14 protein-coding genes and 1 pseudogene are annotated in these 17150 nt (G+C 50.2%); 5 read left to right on the top strand and 10 right to left on the bottom strand.

All coding sequences use genetic code 11. The features are described from left to right. Positions 1 to 44: 44 nt before the first annotated feature. On the top strand, positions 45 to 857 hold the full coding sequence (locus EDM54_RS09010) for a DUF4367 domain-containing protein (protein ID WP_141334126.1): 813 nt from the start codon (positions 45 to 47) through the stop codon (positions 855 to 857). 186 nt (positions 858 to 1043) lie between these two features. On the opposite strand, the gene EDM54_RS09005 is transcribed toward EDM54_RS09010, so the two are convergent. Continuing rightward, entirely contained in the window at positions 1044 to 1214 is a 171-nt protein-coding gene (locus tag EDM54_RS09005) for a zinc-binding dehydrogenase (protein ID WP_227277577.1), read from the bottom strand. A 234-nt stretch (positions 1215 to 1448) separates the two neighbouring features. On the opposite strand from EDM54_RS09005, the gene EDM54_RS09000 reads away from it, so the two are divergent. Both EDM54_RS09000 and EDM54_RS08995 read left to right on the top strand, forming a co-directional pair. Then, positions 1449 to 4565 carry a GNAT family N-acetyltransferase gene (locus EDM54_RS09000; RefSeq protein ID WP_122958094.1) on the top strand — a complete coding sequence of 1039 codons (3117 nt, stop codon included), beginning with the start codon at positions 1449 to 1451 and terminating at the stop codon, positions 4563 to 4565. After that, on the top strand, positions 4552 to 5409 hold the full coding sequence (locus tag EDM54_RS08995) for an amidohydrolase family protein (RefSeq protein WP_003387913.1): 858 nt from the start codon (positions 4552 to 4554) through the stop codon (positions 5407 to 5409). The genes EDM54_RS09000 and EDM54_RS08995 overlap by 14 nt, the downstream gene beginning before the upstream one ends. Before the next feature lie 122 nt (positions 5410 to 5531). Here EDM54_RS08995 and EDM54_RS08990 read toward each other — a convergent pair whose 3' ends face one another. Both EDM54_RS08990 and EDM54_RS08985 read right to left on the bottom strand, forming a co-directional pair. Continuing rightward, positions 5532 to 6056: a hypothetical protein gene (locus tag EDM54_RS08990; RefSeq protein WP_051925441.1), complete on the bottom strand. Its 525-nt coding sequence runs from the start codon at positions 6054 to 6056 to the stop codon at positions 5532 to 5534. A 284-nt stretch (positions 6057 to 6340) separates the two neighbouring features. Continuing rightward, a complete protein-coding gene (locus EDM54_RS08985; protein ID WP_122958093.1) occupies positions 6341 to 6979 on the bottom strand; it encodes a cysteine hydrolase family protein in 639 nt (212 codons plus the stop codon). A gap of 296 nt (positions 6980 to 7275) precedes the next feature. Between EDM54_RS08985 and EDM54_RS08980 the strand changes: the two genes are divergently transcribed. Then, positions 7276 to 9798 (top strand): SEL1-like repeat protein, encoded by a 2523-nt coding sequence (locus tag EDM54_RS08980; RefSeq protein ID WP_122958092.1) that lies wholly within the window; start codon positions 7276 to 7278, stop codon positions 9796 to 9798. A gap of 301 nt (positions 9799 to 10099) precedes the next feature. On the opposite strand, the gene EDM54_RS08975 is transcribed toward EDM54_RS08980, so the two are convergent. From EDM54_RS08975 to EDM54_RS08960, 4 genes are all read right to left on the bottom strand, one after another. Further along, a complete protein-coding gene (locus EDM54_RS08975; protein ID WP_122958091.1) occupies positions 10100 to 11281 on the bottom strand; it encodes an MFS transporter in 1182 nt (393 codons plus the stop codon). A gap of 82 nt (positions 11282 to 11363) precedes the next feature. Next, positions 11364 to 11918, bottom strand: a complete 555-nt coding sequence (locus EDM54_RS08970) for a MarR family winged helix-turn-helix transcriptional regulator (protein ID WP_024984453.1) — start codon at positions 11916 to 11918, stop codon at positions 11364 to 11366. A 300-nt stretch (positions 11919 to 12218) separates the two neighbouring features. Continuing rightward, complete coding sequence (locus EDM54_RS08965) at positions 12219 to 13187, bottom strand: NAD-dependent epimerase/dehydratase family protein (RefSeq protein ID WP_003387920.1); 969 nt, start codon at positions 13185 to 13187, stop codon at positions 12219 to 12221. Positions 13188 to 13366: 179 nt separating this feature from the next. After that, on the bottom strand, positions 13367 to 13888 hold the full coding sequence (locus EDM54_RS08960) for a TetR/AcrR family transcriptional regulator (protein ID WP_003387921.1): 522 nt from the start codon (positions 13886 to 13888) through the stop codon (positions 13367 to 13369). 555 nt (positions 13889 to 14443) lie between these two features. Here EDM54_RS08960 and EDM54_RS27350 point away from each other — a divergent pair. Next, positions 14444 to 14725: pseudogene (locus EDM54_RS27350) on the top strand (hypothetical protein); the annotation flags it as partial. 500 nt (positions 14726 to 15225) lie between these two features. Here the strand turns inward: EDM54_RS27350 and EDM54_RS08950 are convergent. Genes EDM54_RS08950 through EDM54_RS08940 form a run of 3 tightly spaced genes read right to left on the bottom strand, consistent with a single transcriptional unit; the run spans position 15226 to position 16985 of the window. Then, positions 15226 to 15897, bottom strand: a complete 672-nt coding sequence (locus EDM54_RS08950; protein ID WP_024984454.1) for a formylglycine-generating enzyme family protein — start codon at positions 15895 to 15897, stop codon at positions 15226 to 15228. Between the two features lie 36 nt (positions 15898 to 15933). Beyond that, positions 15934 to 16302, bottom strand: a complete 369-nt coding sequence (locus EDM54_RS08945) for a DUF4180 domain-containing protein (RefSeq protein WP_122958090.1) — start codon at positions 16300 to 16302, stop codon at positions 15934 to 15936. A 29-nt stretch (positions 16303 to 16331) separates the two neighbouring features. After that, on the bottom strand, positions 16332 to 16985 hold the full coding sequence (locus EDM54_RS08940) for a TetR/AcrR family transcriptional regulator (RefSeq protein ID WP_003387924.1): 654 nt from the start codon (positions 16983 to 16985) through the stop codon (positions 16332 to 16334). Positions 16986 to 17150 lie beyond the last annotated feature (165 nt).

Genomic DNA, 17150 nt, shown 5'->3' with positions numbered 1-17150 from the left:
TGGGGAAATTGTACGCCGAACAAAAAACAAAGGAGCGATTTTTCGTGAAATACAAAGTGGGTTTATTGGTAGCGGCAGGAATGGTTTTGACAGTCTCTTCGGCTTTTGCGGCAGTCAACTATCACTCTTTGAAAAACAAGCAGGGAAATGTGGTATATGAGAAAAAAACATTGGAAGAATCAGGCTATACTCGTCCTTCCAAAGATGAACAAATCCGCTCGCTGAAAAGCGGCGGATACGCCGACGAAGTGTTGCAAGAAGGCACGGCCGGTCTCTTTTATGTCGTTTCGGACATTCCGGATATGAAAATTTACACCGAAAGCAAGGGCATTTCCTTTACGGATGTGTCTAAGCTCCGAGACAAAATGAAGGATCAATCCGTCAAGATTTTAGACAGCCTGGAAGGCAAATACAAGTTTGAAAGTGCAAGAGTCGACTTTGAGCCTATGACTTATGTGAATCCTCTCAGCCCGGAAGAAGAGGCAGCCATTGCGAAAAAGCTGAAGAGGCAGGCCGAGGAGTCCAAAAAAGAGTTTGCCATGATGCCGGTGGAGCTGTCGAAGGACTACTGGAGAATCCTCAGCATCTACAACAACCAAGGAAAAGACATCCGGGTTACGATGTCCAAAACAAGCAGCAAAGAGACAGTTATCGTTCACAAAGAGTGGGACCTGAAGGAAGAAAAGCTAATGGTAAAAGGGGTAGAAATGATCTTCACGGATTTTGGCACGGGGAAAAATATTCACTGGGTGTACGACGTGCCAAACACGAACCAGACGATCCGCTACCATATCGAAACATCCAATCCGGTGACCAAAGAAGAGTTGGTCAAGATCGCTGAGTCGTACCTGGATTAATTTGCGTGGCGGGTTATCCAAGGAAACGATTTACGTACTCTAGCTGATCGTTTCAGATGATCACCAAGTAGACAGAAGTCTTTCTGGACACAGGTTTGACAAGCTGGCAGAATCGAGTAATGCAGAATCGTCAAAGCGCCCCTTGCTTCTTCCAAAGCCAGGGGCGCTTTGATATATACAGTCCAATCAAGAGACATCCAACACGACTTTCCCTCGTCCATGACCTTTCTCCACCTCTCGATGAGCATCGGCCGCTTGTTCCAGCGGAAACGTTTTTCTCATGAACACCTGCAGTTGTCCTTCGGCATACAGCTCGACAATCGCGGCTAAACGGGCGCCGGAGCGCTCCCGGAAAATGACGACAATGAACGATGCCTTCTTTCAGGCTGCGGGCTTTACGTCCAATTTCGTTTGCCGGGTAGTTCTAATCGTCTTGCACGTCTTTACCTCCTCGCTAAAAGGTTGTTGGGGAGCCGTATCCCTCTGCCACCGATAAAGCAAAATCGATGAACCCCGAAACCACCCCGTCCTCTCATACGTATTCTCTTGCAAGATGACAAATATTCCAAAATTATCGAGGTGCAGTCAATCATGGAATCTATTTCTATCGTTCCCTACCGCCCCGAACTGGCCGCAGCCGTCGCTGACATGTGGAACGCCAGCCGGGATAGCTGGGGGGGCGGAAACTCGATTACAACGGCGGAACAAATCCTGCAAGAAGAAGCAAGCTCTGATTCTCTCGCCGTTTACCTGGCGATGGATGGCGATAAGGTCGTTGGCTACTGCAGCCTGGCCGAGTACCGGGAAGATACGGGTGCCCTCTATATCCCGCTGCTCAATGTGCGTCCTGACTACCAAGGAAAAAAAGTGGGACGCATGCTGCTTGCACGCGTGCTGGAGCAAACGATCCAGCTCGGCTGGCCCCGACTTGATCTCTACACGTGGGCAGGGAACACGAAGGCTGTACCCCTGTATAAAAAATTCGGCTTTTTCTGGGAAGACCGGGACGATACCACTCATCTCATGAACATGATCCCCACTGTGCTAAGGACAGAGGCAATCGCCCCCTATTTTGAGGAGCTCGACTGGTATCAGGACTCCACCCGGGAGATTGTCGTTGAACCCGACGGGAGAAAGGAAAACGGCTTTGACTATTTCACCTACTCCTGGGCAAAAGGCGAAAAGAGCCTGCGCGTGGAGTTTGAACGGCTCGGCCGCGGCATGCGCCTCATCGAAACAGAAGACTATCTCCTGTCTGCGGAGGTTGAAGGAGCGAAGCTGGTCTTTGGCCGGGAGTACCGGATTCACTACCGGATCGTCAACAAATCGGGCAAGCCGCTGCAGATTTCCTTGAAGGGAGCACCCAACGAAAACATCCGCTTTGATTATCAGCAGGAGCTTGCAGTTACCGGGGAAACGACACTGTCGGCAAGCTTTTTTGTCGGCGGGATCACCGAAGAACAAAGCGTCTGGCGTACGCATCCCCGTGTCTGTACGCACATCCTGATCAACGGCAAGGCCGCACTGTTTCAGGTGGGAATTCTCCCCAAGTTTCCCGCTTCCCTTTCCCTGCAAGTGCCCGGGCTCACCTATCCGGGGCGGACAGCACAGTTTTATTTGGATGTGGAGAACAGCTTTGAAGAAGAGGCAGAGTTTTCCTTCGAACTGCCCTCCTGTTCCTTTCTCCGCATCAATCAGCAGCGCCATACACTCCGGCTGCAAGGCAAAGAACGCGTCTCTCTCCCGCTTGACGCCGACCCCTATGAGCACGGCTTTTACGAGGCCGATGTGCAGGTAGAGGCGAAGCTCGCGGATGGCGGCTCTGTCTCTTTTTCCAAAAAAATCGGTGCCGCCTTTACAGGACCGGGCGCCATGCTGTCAGGGGAAACGGAACAGACGTGGCAGGTGCACCACGGCCTCCACGCGCTCTACTTCAACAAGGAAGACAACGAGATCACCGTTGTCAGCGGCACTGGCGGAGAGCCAACCTATCTCACCTATCCGAAGATCGGCAAGCCGTATTCCAGCGAGTTTTCCAAAAAACGTCCCGAGAAGGTCGAATGTATCGTGGAAAAAGGAGCGATCGGCTTTTGCGCTGCTTACCGCTCCGGCTCATTCCCTCAAATTGCGTTGATCGGAAAGACGCTCCTCTTCGGAGACGGCACGGTTGTTCACGAATTGGAACTGACCAATCTCTCCGCAGACAGGCTGGGTACGGAGCTGTGGCTCAGCCAAGGCTTTGCCCATCCTATTTTCCGCCCGATCCTTCCGTATCAAGGCCGCTATGTCCAGACACCGGCATCGTACGGGAGCGACATGGACTATTGGGACGGCGAGCTGATCAGTGAGAACTGGCTGTTTTCAAGAAACGATATCCCCTGGGGCATGTGCTGGCCCGAAGAATACCGTATCGATCTTCAAGGCTGGCATATGTCTCTGGAAACCAGTCTCGGCATACTGGAGCCGCATGGCAAAAGGACATTTGGCCCCTTCTACATCACCTGCGGGAGCTTTACGGATTGGAAGGAATTCCGTGCGTTTGCACGAAAAGAAGCATTGCCGGCGGACTTGTCCCTGACCGATCATCTGGAGCTGGTTGTGAGCGAGCACAATCCTTTTATTGATAGCGATAAATTTGAAGTACAGGTAAAAGAGTACAAGCAGCAGTATCTCGATGGAGAACTGACTGCTTCGCTGGAGAGCATGCCAGATAGCGGACAAGCGCAGCGCTTTGCGGAGGATGAGGAAAAGACGGAATCCGGCTACTCCTTTGCCGCACCAGAAAAATCCTGTGAGCTCGTCCGCATAGACGGGCGGTTTGCGACACATGAGACTCATTTGCGCAGTGTTGTGTTTCCGGTTGGGCCAGGAAAGGTTTTACTGGAGACGGCAGAAGAAAAAGGGCAGCAAGTCTATATCGCCGACAATGGCCCGCTGCGGATCAAGGCAGCTCCCGAGTTCTCGCCGTCACTCTTCTCGCTTTCCAGCCACGGCCAGGAATGGCTGGCTACCTCCTTCCCGGAGCGCGGGCCCAAATCATGGTGGAATCCGTGGACCGGCGGGATTGGCAATATCATCGCGGAGCTGAACTCGTTTTCCCTGATCAAGGAGGAGCGGACGGCCTCCTTTGTCCATCTGGTTGATAACAGGCAGAATGTCTGGCAGGGCATCAAGCTGAGCTACGATGTGCAGAAGCAGGAAAAGTATCGCGGTCTGACATGTCATCAGTATTACCTGCTTCTGCCGGGTGTCCCTGTCCTCTGCCATACCGTAGAGATCGTGCAGAATACCGGAACGTATTTTGCCGGCAAGGAATGGTCGACAGAGATCTTTTTGCGGACAGAGGATACAGACGAAGAGATTTGGCTGAAAACCGCAGGAGCAAATGGCGAGGAACTGTGCTACAAGCTGGGGCAGGGTGAACTGTCCGTTGCCGAAATCTCCGATTATATCGTCGGCTCCGCTTCGCGCAACGACCAGATGCACATTGTCACCGACCTGGATACGGCAGATGTGAGCCTCTACGCCAACAAGGAAGTGGCCGTCGCCTCGGTCGTGCGCGAACTCAACCTGCCGAGCGGCAGCACTGCCTTTACCCCGCCCGTCTTTTTCGTGTTTGCAGACAAGAAGATCCCGTCCGATTCCCTGTCTGCATTGCGGGTAATCCGGTTTTCCGAGCAAGGGAGGACACGCGATGAAAATCATTGATGCCCATATGCATTTGTCCCATATCGAGGAGTTCAAGCGGACTGCGGCAGAAAAGTCGGGGGTTGATTACTCTGTCGCCGGCATCCTGCAGGAATACGCGGAAAATGGAGTGGTACTGGGGATCGGCATGGGGCTTACGGAGACAAAACAGGACGGCTTCCCCGATGCGGAGGCTGCCACTCCAATGGGTCTTGATTTGACAGAAGAACTCCCGCCGCAGCTCGTGTACTGCCTAGGAATCAATCCTTTCAAGCTGGATCAAGCTGCCGTGGCCAGGCTGGAAGCAGACCTGCAAAAGCCAAACGCGGTCGGACTCAAAATCTATCTGGGCTACTATCCCTTCTACGCCTACGATAGCGTCTATGACCCGGTCTACGAGCTGGCGGCCAAGCATCAGGTGCCTGTCGTCTTCCACACCGGCGATACGTATTCGGAGCGAGGGCTGTTGAAGTACTCCCATCCGCTTACGTTGGACGAGGTGGCGGTGAAGCATCGGGAGGTTACCTTTATGATGGCCCATTTCGGCGATCCGTGGGTGCTGGATGGGGCGGAAGTCGTTTACAAAAACCGCAACATGTTCGCTGATCTCTCCGGCTTGATGGTAGGAGATGCCGCCAATTGCGCCCGGCTGAAGGACTCCCCGCTCTTTTTCGCCCATTTGCGCCATGCGATCACGTACTGTGACCACTATGACAAGTTTTTGTTTGGAACCGACTGGCCCCTTGCTCCGGTGAAGCCGTACATTCAGTTCGTCCAGGAGCTGATTCCGGCCGAATATCACGAGGATGTGTTTTACAAGACGGCTCTAAAGGTGTTTCCGAAGATCAAAGCGTTGGTTGAGTAGACTTTGGGACGCTTGCTGTCACATAAGAAATCCCATGTCGATTCGCGTTTAACCTGCGAAGGAACATGGGATTTTTCTTGTTCTTGAAAACTCCTTCATTCTTTCTTTTACCCTCCCCCTTTTCAATCGTAATAGCCTTTTTCAAAAACAATTACGGTCTCCACCGGATTCTCTGGCTCATATATGCCAAATTCAGCATAAACCCCGAACCCGTACTTATGTGAGATGAACCCCGCCTCTATTTCCAAGTCGCTATCATATTGCCTGACGAACTCCATTGCCTCTTTCAATGAGCAATCCAGGAGATTCTTTCCATGAAACAGAACAGACGCCGGCGGAAAAAATTCGATCGCATTGCAAATCTCAGGCTCCTTGTAGTAGACAAAGCAGATGCGATAATCATCTTCTTTCTCGTGCAGCCGTCGGTATTTTCGCGGATTAAAATTCAATGCTTTTTGAACTTCTGCCGGTGTCATCCCAAGTCGCAAAACGCCTGCACCCACATAAGGATCGATCACAAATTCCGTAATGCCGGGATACTCGCTGTCATTTTTGGGACGATCCTCTTTGGGAACATTTCTCGGAGGCTCTGGATCCGGAATGTTGTACTTTTTTATGATCTTTTCCTTTATATCATCGGGAAGCAAAGCCCTCTCCTCCTTGAGAAAAATCATATTCGACTCAAACCATCCATCTGCTCACCTATACAGTTTCCGCAGCGGTAACGAGCAATGGAACTTTTTCGAGCCACTCTCTCAAACTTTAGCACAAATTGCCAACGGTCTATATCGCCTCTCAATCACACATAAGTTCCAATTCGATCCTTTCAACGCTTCCCCTTCCATACAGATACATTTTTCTTTGTCCGCATAACAGAAAAAACGGCATCTCTGCCGTTTCTGTATGGGTAGATGAATTTGCAAGACGGACCTCACCCTCGCTGCACACGATGCATAAAGTCCTCCGCCGTCATGACATGAGCGGTCGACACATTGAGCAGAGCGAGCGTGACGCGGTGCACTTCCTCTGCCGGGACCTGGCCAAACCCAGTATCGGGATAGTCATACGTTCCGGTCGCATCGGAGAGAAAGGCGACGCGATACCCCAGGTACATCGCATCGCGGGCGGCGGAATGGCAGCAGTTTTCCGTCGTTACCCCGGTTATGGCTACCGTCTCGATCCCCTTGCTCCTCAAAATGATGTCCAGATCCGTACCGAAAAACGCGCTGTAGCGGTGCTTTTTAATCACCGGCTCACGGGGCTGCGGCGCCACCTCCGGATAAATTTCCGCACCCGGTCTGCCATCTATGAGACAGGCCCCTTCAGCGATCGGCGGATAGATTTCGCCAAACATGCCAAGGTCTGACCCATCCTCGCGATGACCATGCGCCGTATAGATCACCGACATTCCTGTTTCCCGGGCAAACGCAAGAAGGCGATGCAAGGTGGGCAGGATGCGGCGCCCCATCGGCGTCTCAAGCGGCGCACCTTGTGCGATAAAATCATTTTGCATATCTACGACGAGAATAGCCGTCTTTTTTGGATCAATCTGTTCAATCCGCATACCCATGGCAGTCGCCTCCCGATCTTTTGTCCAGCGCTTTTGAAGCATTCGCTCGGTAGCACCAGCTTGCCAGCCTAATGGAATCATTCTATCAGAGGTGCAGCCGCTTGAGTGTAATCCGGTTAACACCTTATCTGATTTTTCTGTATATTCATATAAGTATTCGCATTGACTCAATCGTATTGTGAGCGAATGGGTCTTTTGAAATATGAGCTAATAATCTATTGGTGCTATACTAAAGGGAAATTTAGCATAATCTAGCGTTTATCGTGAATTTTGAAAAAACAAGGAGAAACCAAAGGATGTCACACAGGGTATATGTATACAATGTCAGCACCCCTTCCGAAGCGCAGGACACCGACAGGATGATGCTGGAATGGGGCTATGAAATGCCTCTTTTATTGCAGCCGCTCCTGGTCGACGGCGGATTTGTTGCCGGCAACAATTACAACAATCACACAGAGCCCGATAATGCCGGCCTGTATTATGCTGCCCAACCGGGTATCGAAAACTTGAAGCGCTTTTACGATTTTCTCGAAAAACAGGAAATGCTGATCACAAACAAAGAAGCCTTTGTTGAAGCCAAAAACAATCTCTTCACTTACCTCGACAAACTGAAACTCCCGTATTTCCACCTGGATGCCTGGGACGTATTCAATATGGACGACACCCCGCATGCCGAACAGGCCGAAGTCTGGCTGGCCAATATTGCCCATAACAATGAGATCATCAAAAAGGCAATGGAAAACGACGACATCTCGCTGCTGAACGATTCCGACTTGATGGACGTGAGCCCCGGCTTTGCGTCGTTTGCCGAGCTGCTCAATTACGAACATTACCAATACGGCTGGGGCCACATCTGGCAGCCTTTTGAAGAAGTGCCGGAAGTGGAGATATATGAGGAAAATGGCTTGTGGGGCCTGAAAGACAAGGATGGAAAGGTATTGCTTCATCCGCAATTTGACGAGTTTTACGGTTTTGGTCCCGAGGATCTTGCCGTGGTCTCGCAGGGCGGCAAATTCGGCTACGTGCATAAATCAGGCAGGATCGCCATCCCCTTGGTCTGGGAGGACGCATACGATTTTGAATACGGCACCACATCGGCTATTGTCAAACGAAATGGTCAATTCGGCCTGATCGACCCCAACGGCAACACAGTCGTCCCCGCACAATATGAAGCATTGGAATCCCTGGACTACAGCGGACATTTCACGGCAAAAAAAGACGGGAATTGGGGAGTCGTGGACCAGAGCGGCTCCACCGTCATCGATTTTGAATATGACGAAGCTTTCGAGAACGGGCACGGATTTTACCATACAGCAGTAAAAGGCCGTAAAAACAAGAAAATATTCAATGATCATTTTGTCTATATCGGTGAATTTCCGTTGTCAGCAGTGGAATCCATCGGCGAGGGGCTTCTCCTCGTAAAACCGCACAAGAATGCCAACCACAGCACCTTATACAAAAAGGACGGCACCATTTGCGCATCCGGCTTCGAGAAGATAAACAGGCAAGCCAGCTTTCCCAATATGCTTGTACTGCGAAAAGGGAAAAAGTATGGCGCTCTCGGTTTGCGGCAGGAAAGCCTTCTGCTCCCCTATGAATTTGATGCGCTGATTGATATGAACGCCTATATCGATTCTCGGCCGAGCAATTTGGTACTGGCCCAAAAGGACGGGCAAAAAGGCGTGTTTGACGGTGATCCCGATCGCCCGACATGGTTATTTCCATTGGAAGATTACCAAAGCATTCTTTGGCTGTACGAAAACGCTTTTGCCCTGAAGCGAAACGGGTTGTGGTGCATCGCCTATTCGCCTGAAAACCGGCTCGGCGGATTCGAATTCGATCTTGTGGTACGAAAAGCGCCTGTTAACGGTTTCGCTTATGCTTTTAAGGGACCTGACGTGTTTGTGGCAGACGAGTCCGGGGTGTCGATGGCTGATAAAACTCTGGTTCTGCAGGATGCCGAGGATATCGATTACAACTATTATTTTGATGCCAACGTGCGCAATCGCCTGCTAACCTATGCAGAAGCGGCCATCGCCGATGATGGCGAAGCAGATGAACACACATCGGCGGAGGATTTGTACAGCCTTGCCCTTGATGCCTGTGACGCGGGCGATTATGAGAAAGCCATCCAGTACGATACCATAGCCGCTGAAAAGGGCTATGCCCCCTCCATGAACAATCTTGCTCACATGTATTACAGCGTAGAGGGCTATCTCGATGACGACAAGGCCTTTTTCTGGTACGAAAAGGGCGCTGAGGCAGGCAATGCGTATGCCATGAACGGTCTGGGCATTTGCTATCAAAACGGAGTAGGGACAGCACCCGATATGGAAAAAGCGTTGTATTGGCTCGGCAAAGCTGCGGACAACGGCCTTGCGCTTGCCCACACCAACATGGGCTCCTTGTATTATGAAGGACATCTGGTGCCGCAAGATATCGACAAGGCGCTCTGGCATTACCAGCAGGCGGAGCAATTGGGCTCGCCGCAAAACGGCTGGCTTGGCTACTTGCACGACCTGAAAGGGGAGTATGAAAAGGCCTTCGGTTATTACCAGAAGGATTATGCAGAGGGCAGCGACGTGGGAGCCTATAACCTGGGGATTTGTTTCAGTCAGGGACTGGGCACAAGCAAGGATGTTGCTGCGGCCATCACCTATTTTCATGCCGCTCTGGATAGAGAATATCTACATGCCCATATTGAATTGGCTAGAATATACCGCAACGAAGATGACTTTACGGATGAATCGCTGGCAAGACACCATATCGCGGAGGCCGAAAAGGCCGGCCTGGAAATCCCTGACGATCTCCATTCTTAACCCGGCCAACATCCCATGCACGCGCCTCTTCCGGCTCTACGTTGCGGCGCTGCATGGCGGCGGTGTTTATTTTCTTAAAAACCGCCGACGAATCTGTCGCAGTGGCCGTTCTCGGAAAAAGTAAGGGAACTACCACATACAAATCCCATGTCTTTTCGTGTTCACTATATGAAGACATAAGGGATTTTTCATGCCATGCCGCAGCAGCCCCGGGAAAGAACAAAAAACGCTCGGAATTCCAAGCGCTTGAGATTATTTTGATGGAGTATTGGTTGAAGCCCGGATGTGTCCATGAACGTGATTACTTCCCGGCATCCATTTCTTTCGGAATGTCTTCGCGGACCAGGCTGGCAGCCGCCAATCCAATGCCGAGAACGAGTGCAAGCAGGATAAATGTCTCCGCGAAGCTGCCCGTTTTCATAAATGAAATGGATAAAATCGGCCCCAGGCTTGTTCCCGCAAACAGGACAAAGGTATAAACGGAGACCGCAATGCCGCGCGATTTGCCTGCCAGCAGACCAACGAGAGAAATCAGCGAAGGAACAGCCAACGAGATTCCGCTGACAAAAATAAGCGACATCCCGATCAATAGCGGCAAATTGTCTGTCATTCCCAAGGGAGCCATCCCCGCAACAGCCAGCAACAGAGCGAAGCGCAATACGGTGCGGACTCCGAATCTTTTCGCCAGTTTTCCAGCGAGCGGGGAAATCAGCATGCCGAAAACACCGATCGCCCGGACGTACAGGATTTCCTGACTGGCAAGCCCAAAATCAGGCCCGCTCAGGTAATTTCCCAGCACGGTATACATGCTCACAAAAGACATCAACAATACCAGAGCCACAAGGTAGCACAATACAAGATTTTTTTGCCTGAACAGTCTTCCGATATGCTGAAACGGCTCCAAAATATTGGCATGAGGATGCTGAATTTCTCCCTTCGGCAGAAGCCACTGAACGAGTATCGCGGTAGCGGCGTAAACTGCTGCCAGGGTATAAAATACGGCGTTCCACCCGTATGCCTGACTGATCAAACCGCTGGCCACCTGTCCGACGATTCCGGCAACCAGAAATCCTGTGCTGATAAACCCGATTGTCGTCACCCTTTTGTCTGCCGGAAACATCTCTACAGCGTAGGCCAAAGCAACCGGGGAAAATGTGGCCGCAGCGGCCCCTTGCAGCCCTCGAAGGACAAGCACCCATGAAAAACGATCCACTGTCCCGAGCAGCAAAGAAATCAGCGACAATACAACAAGCCCGACAAAGATGATTGGCTTTCGTCCGTATTTATCGGACAGCGCACCGTAAATCAGGCAGCCAATCGCAAAACCGATTGAAAAAACGCTTCCTGTTGCGGCGGCTTGTGTAAGGGTAGCGCCAAACTGTTCTGCAAATAGGGAAACAAGCGGAATCGTCACATAGAGACTTGACATAACAACCATCCCGGACCAGCATAATACGGCCGTCATCAAGGAATAATTGCGCATGGTGCACCTCTTTTTCGTTTTTTCGATTTTGAAACTGATGCATGAATATAGTTAGATAATCTAATCATTAGCAGAAAAAAATTTATCTTCCCACTCCCAGCCTTCTTTCTATAGCAGCATTCAACCTAAGCAGCAGCTTTTCCAATACTCTGCGCTCCTCCGGCTCCAGCTCGCTGACGAGCGAAGAGCATGCCGACCAAAAGGTGGGAAGAACACCTTCGACCAACTCCCGTCCCTCGGGTGTAATGCTGACATGAATCATACGCCGATCCAAAGAGCTTTGCTCCCGTGCAATCCAATTGCGCTTTTCCAGCCAATCCAATAAAGCTGTCACAGAGGCGCGACGGATTCCAAGCCGCTCCGCGATTGCGGAGGGAGTGATCAGTTCCCTTCCATCGTGAAGCGTCAGCAGCAACAGCAAATCGAATTTGCTCTCGGTAATGTTAAAGGGCGCCAATTCCAGGTCCATCACATCTAAAACGTTGTCCCCGAGCCACATCAACAGCAGCCCCAGATGTGCCGAATGCCGGTCCGTGCTGCTGGAAGCAGTTTTGTCCATCAGCTCCAAATATGGCGTAACGCCTAACTTTGGCAAGGACTGATCCGCTAAATGGTCATGACTGTTTTTCCTGACCATGACTCCACCTCTATAATTAGATTATCTAACTATATGGTAATATAACTTGTTGTACACAGATTTGCAAGCCTTTGTTTTATCTTTTCTAGTCTTCCAAAGCCACCTTTGCCCATGGGAAGAACCCCCGCTTTTCTTTAGCTCCAAAAAGATTGATAAATAAATAAACGCAGCATACATCCGGCTGCGTTTAAGATAGAAATGGCAGGATATAGCGGGATCGATACACCGCTCTCTACCAGGTCAGTGCAGAGCCTTCCCTTAACGGTTCGTTCTACCTGATCATTAGTGATTAATCAATAACTATTGCAGAGACCCATTTCTTCCCTGCAGCAAACGAACCGTTCTCCCGATACCCTCTTCAAAAGCTGTCGCCCGAATCGGACCGATCAAGCTCTCGTATTTTTCTCCACTCAAGACTAGCGGCTCTTCTGTTAAATAGAGCATCTCGATTACCTCCTTCATCACCGGTACGAACATCCCAAGCAATGCCAGCCCTCCTCTGCCGAGAGGTATAACCGGTTTGGAGCTTCCGCTTGCCTGCCTGGCGATTCGCACGATCTCCTTTCCCGAAATCAGGCCTGCCCCCGGTATATTCCAATTCTCCCCATAGGCTTCTTCCTTGGCGGCCAGCTCCGCGATCATGAATGCCGCGTCCGGCAAGTAAACGTACTCCCGGGGAACACGCATGTTTCCGATGAAAAAAGCCATCCTGCCAGCCGCAATTGCTTCGAGCGTAGAGCCCAGATAGGAAGCCTCGTTCGCGGTGGGACCATAATAATCCGGCAAACGGACGATCATTACCCTGGCCCGCTTCCACCGGCTGTCGAACAGCATTTGCTCATACGCAAGCCTTGTCTTCCCTTTTCTCGTATGAGGCTGCTTCGGATGATCCTCGGTCACCCGCTCCATCTGTCTTCTGCCATAGGGATAAATGCCATCGATGGCGACTACCTTCAAGCTTAGCTGGCCCGCTGCCTCCATCACCGATTCGCCGAGAGGAAGCAGCTTGCTCTCCATCTCGTGATACGGCACATTCGCACAATGAAACAGGACATCCGCACCTTCCGCAGCCCTGACGATGTCATACGGACGAAAAGCATCCCCTGCCGCAAGCGTGAGATTCTCCGGATTGCCGAGTCTGTCCCTCAGCCGCTCCAGCTTCTGCAAAGATCTTCCGAAAGCCACCGTACGAATGCCCCGTTTCACTAGCTCTTCCGTTATCGCAGCGCCTGTACCGCCAGTTGCTCCTACAACAATCGCTTTTTCCAATGGGATCACCTCATTTGTTTTTGTTATCGATTAATCACTAACTATCGGACTAGCTAAATTGATCATCAGCAAGCTATTCGATTTCGTTATTTGTAATTGATCAATCACTAACTTAAAGACAATGTATCACGTTGTAATTGATCAGTCAATCACAACTTTCGCAAAATCTTTCCCCCCCTTCAAAATTCCTTCAATTCGGGCATGTTCAGCGCTGTCGAGATGTTGCACAGCATCCCCCGTGCCAGGAACAGCATTGTTCGTTCTTCCGGATTTGGAATGCCGGCAGCACGGAAGGCTTCCAAAACGATGCGGCGAACCTCCCCGAATCCATTTCGCATCGCTTCGCGGATCGAGTCTTCTTGAATCGTCTGCGCCTGCATCTGAAGCAGTATTTCATTCCGGTACGCATTCAAAATTTCATCATAAGCCTGGATCAGGTCTGTCTCCAGATGCTCCGGCGACGCAGACCCCACGACCTTGCGGAAGGAATCGATCACCCGCATCCAGGATACCTCCAATGCTGCAAGCAGCAACGCTTCTTTGGTCGAGAAAAAGCGAAAAATGTACGGCTGCGATATTTCGGCTCGTTTCGCGACTTGTGCTGTCGTTGCCCTGTAGTATCCAATCTCTGCAAATACCTCGATGGCTGCAGATATGATCTCCGTCCTGCGATTCACTGAAGTCGTCTCTGATTTCGACATCGGATTTCTCCTCACTTTTTACTGGTTAGTGATTCATCAATTAGTTCCCTATTATATACCAGGATTCGCTATGAAACAATTCAGCAATGACCGATTCTTCATCAATTTGCGCCTATAGTAGCGCTGCTGGCGCTGGTTGTTGCCACGGTCACAGCGGTTTAATCAAATGGAATGACCGTCCTCGCAAAGGGTTACGGTCTGTTTTTCACCGTATTCCAAAGCACACCGCCTTCAAAGGGGGTCTACTGAGCAAGGATTCGTGTCATCGCACGCCTCCTTCCCTGCGCCAATGACGAACTCGCGGTCTTTGGCCAGTTCATGAGTATTCAGAACCTCTCCATTTAATCGTGAGTTGTTACAAGCCGACGTTTTTTGTCGACAACAAAAACTGTAAATCAAGCAATATGCGTTGTACGATTAAATTGCCCGTTGTAAAGTATCTGTCTTATCCGTTGATGGAACGCCGTGTGCGATGAAAGTCGCCCGCACGGTGTATGCTCGAACGAAACCCTCACAAAGAGAAGGGGATAAGTCGAGAATAGCAATCGACCTCCTGTCGTTCAAGATCATAATGGAGTCCTGGAAGTAACTTATATAAATCAATATGCCGAGGGGACTTTAGGTCCAACTTACTCTGCTTTTTTGGACCCCGACGGAGATGAACTTACATTTACAGCCGAATCGGATGATCCATCAGTCTCTGTTACTGCTTATCCAACCAATTTATCTGCGAGATTTCCAAAACAAACAGTAGGAAGTACGATAACGATTACCGTTACAGCTCACGACGGTAAAGGCGGCACAGTATCCAGCAAGTGGCTTATCATTTGTAGATAACTTCCCTCCATCAACGGCCCTCGGGTTATTCCGAGGGTTTTTTATCGCTTTTTCGGGAAGCTCCCATCGTACTTTCTATAATTACCGTTTGTTACATGCTTGACCAATAACCAAACCCATTATGTAGGTCCTTTTATTCACCCTGTCATGAGTCTATTTTTCATTCCCGGAATATAATGCTGCTGAGAACTGGGAAGGAGTGTAAGAAAAATGGCTTATCCAGTCCAAGGACCTTCTTCACCGCCGCCTGGAACGATCCCTCCAAAACCTGCTGTTTCCTATATTGTTGATTGTTTATATGCGTTCACTTTTGTGTGGCTTATCAATGGGATAGGTTTTGGTTTTATCCAACGCGAGTAGAGTACGGCGAATTTTCCGGTTATAGATGGAATGGATTTGCTTGGGTGTTTTACGGAATCGATCCCAGATTTATTGATGCAGCTTCATGCCCACCAACCCCTCCCCCTTAGTAAGAGGCAGGGGTTACTTCATTTGCCGCCTCACACGGACCTGGCAAGACGAAAACCGAGGTCATCAATGCGAAACGTAGGGTGACTGCGGCGTCGGCATGTCGCTCCGCAGCCTCTAGCCTCTTCTGCCCAACTGCCACCGCGGAAAATTCTGTAGGAACCGTATACATTCTCATCATAGAGATCCCAGCACCATTCCCACACGTTTCCGATCATATCATAGAGCCCCCACGCATTTGGCGCCTTACTTCCTACCTCGCGAGCCATGCCGCCAGAATTTCCACGATACCATGCGATCTTATCAAGCTCTCCATACCGATACCCGGCAGCTCCTGCCTTGCATGCGTACTGCCATTCCGCTTCTGTGGGAAGACGATAACCATCCGCCTCCCAGTTGCAGACGACACTCCCACCATCATCACTTATCGAGTAACATTCCTGCAGGCCCGATAGCTGAGAAAGCAAATTGCAAAATAATACCGCATCATTCCAGGAGACCTCTACAACGGGAGTCTGAGGCGAGTCATTAGCTCCGGCTGTCTCTTGCATAATCGAGAAATATAGCTCATGCGTCACGGGAACCGCTGCGAGCAAAAACGAATTCACTTTTACCGTCCATGTCGTTTTCTTGCGATCATCTCTTAATTGAATATGACCCCGAGGAATTTTCACCATCGGATACTCAGCATGACTATGTCGCATGATTGACTGACACCCCCCTTCCGCCCGCTCTGTCTTCTACTCCAGCCTGCTTAACTTCTCAATCGCTTGTTCTTCTGTCGGCAGGAAAAAGATATCCTTTCCGTTGTTGGATTCATAGATGAAATCCTTTAAGCTCTTGCTTGAATACACAGAGAAATCTCCGACGATGGCAAGCTTCACGCGGTAATTGATGAACTTCTGCAGGATTTCGCCCGCCAGGCGTGTTTTCAAATCGAAAAAGCTTTCGCTTACCAGAGACTTGTTTAGAATGATGCGATCGCAGCCTGTCTCGTAATGAACAGTTGCAATAAGATCCAATGCCGACTGCACATCCTCTATAACGATCTCGCTGCTGCTCACAATGGCAACATCCGCCCCGCCTGCTTCGATTTTCGCTATTTTCATATATCTCCTCCTCGTTTTGCTTTGACTGCTTATTCCTTGGCAAGCCTTCTCACGTATTCCTCACAAATGTATCGGTTGTCTTCGCCATTTACGGTCGGAATGCCCGCCACTCGAAAGAAGCTGAGACCTACTACCATCGCCAGCAGTCCATACGCTGCGCTTTTGGGATCTTCTACAGACATATGTCCCGTTCTGTTGCCGTAATCAAAAATCTTGGCAATGCCATGAAGATCATTTGAATAGCTCTCGGATACGACTTCCTGCAAATTGCGATCCAGCGCGGCTTTTGAAAAAAACTGCAAAAAAAGCTTGGCTTTGTCTTCATATGGGATATACATTTTTTCAATGCCATCCAACTGAGAAACATTCATGCTTTTCCCTTCGTCATCACGGTAAGTCGGGAGGATATGCTTCAGAGTAACGTCAATCATTTCCTTGGCTGTCATCGTGCTTTCCATTTCTGCTTCAATTTTCAGACCAAAATACGCCAGAAATGCTTTAAAGGCTTCAATCGTCAGCGTATCCTTGTTCTTGAAATAATAGGTGACCACCCCTTTTGAGCAGCCGGCATACTCCGCGACCTTTTCCAAAGTCATGCCATCAATCCCGTGCTTGCTAATGCAGGTGAGCGTGGCGTTGATGACCTCTGCTCGACGCTTTGGTTCCATTCCTACTTTGGGCATTGTTTCACTTCACCTTACTCTTTTTTATACCGAACAGTCAGAATAAAAAGAGTGTACTCGATGATGGGGATTATTGTCAAATGGGGACGTTCATATGATGAGAAGATATGCATGGGACGTACTCTGCCTTGCCTGCTTGAGCGCGTTGTAGAGTAGAGAACTGAA

This window comes from Brevibacillus borstelensis, from assembly GCF_003710865.1.
GTDB classification, from domain to species: Bacteria; Bacillota; Bacilli; order Brevibacillales; family Brevibacillaceae; genus Brevibacillus; species Brevibacillus borstelensis.
The sequence above is the reverse complement of the archived record's forward strand: the minus strand, read 5'-3'. Positions and strand labels throughout refer to the sequence as shown.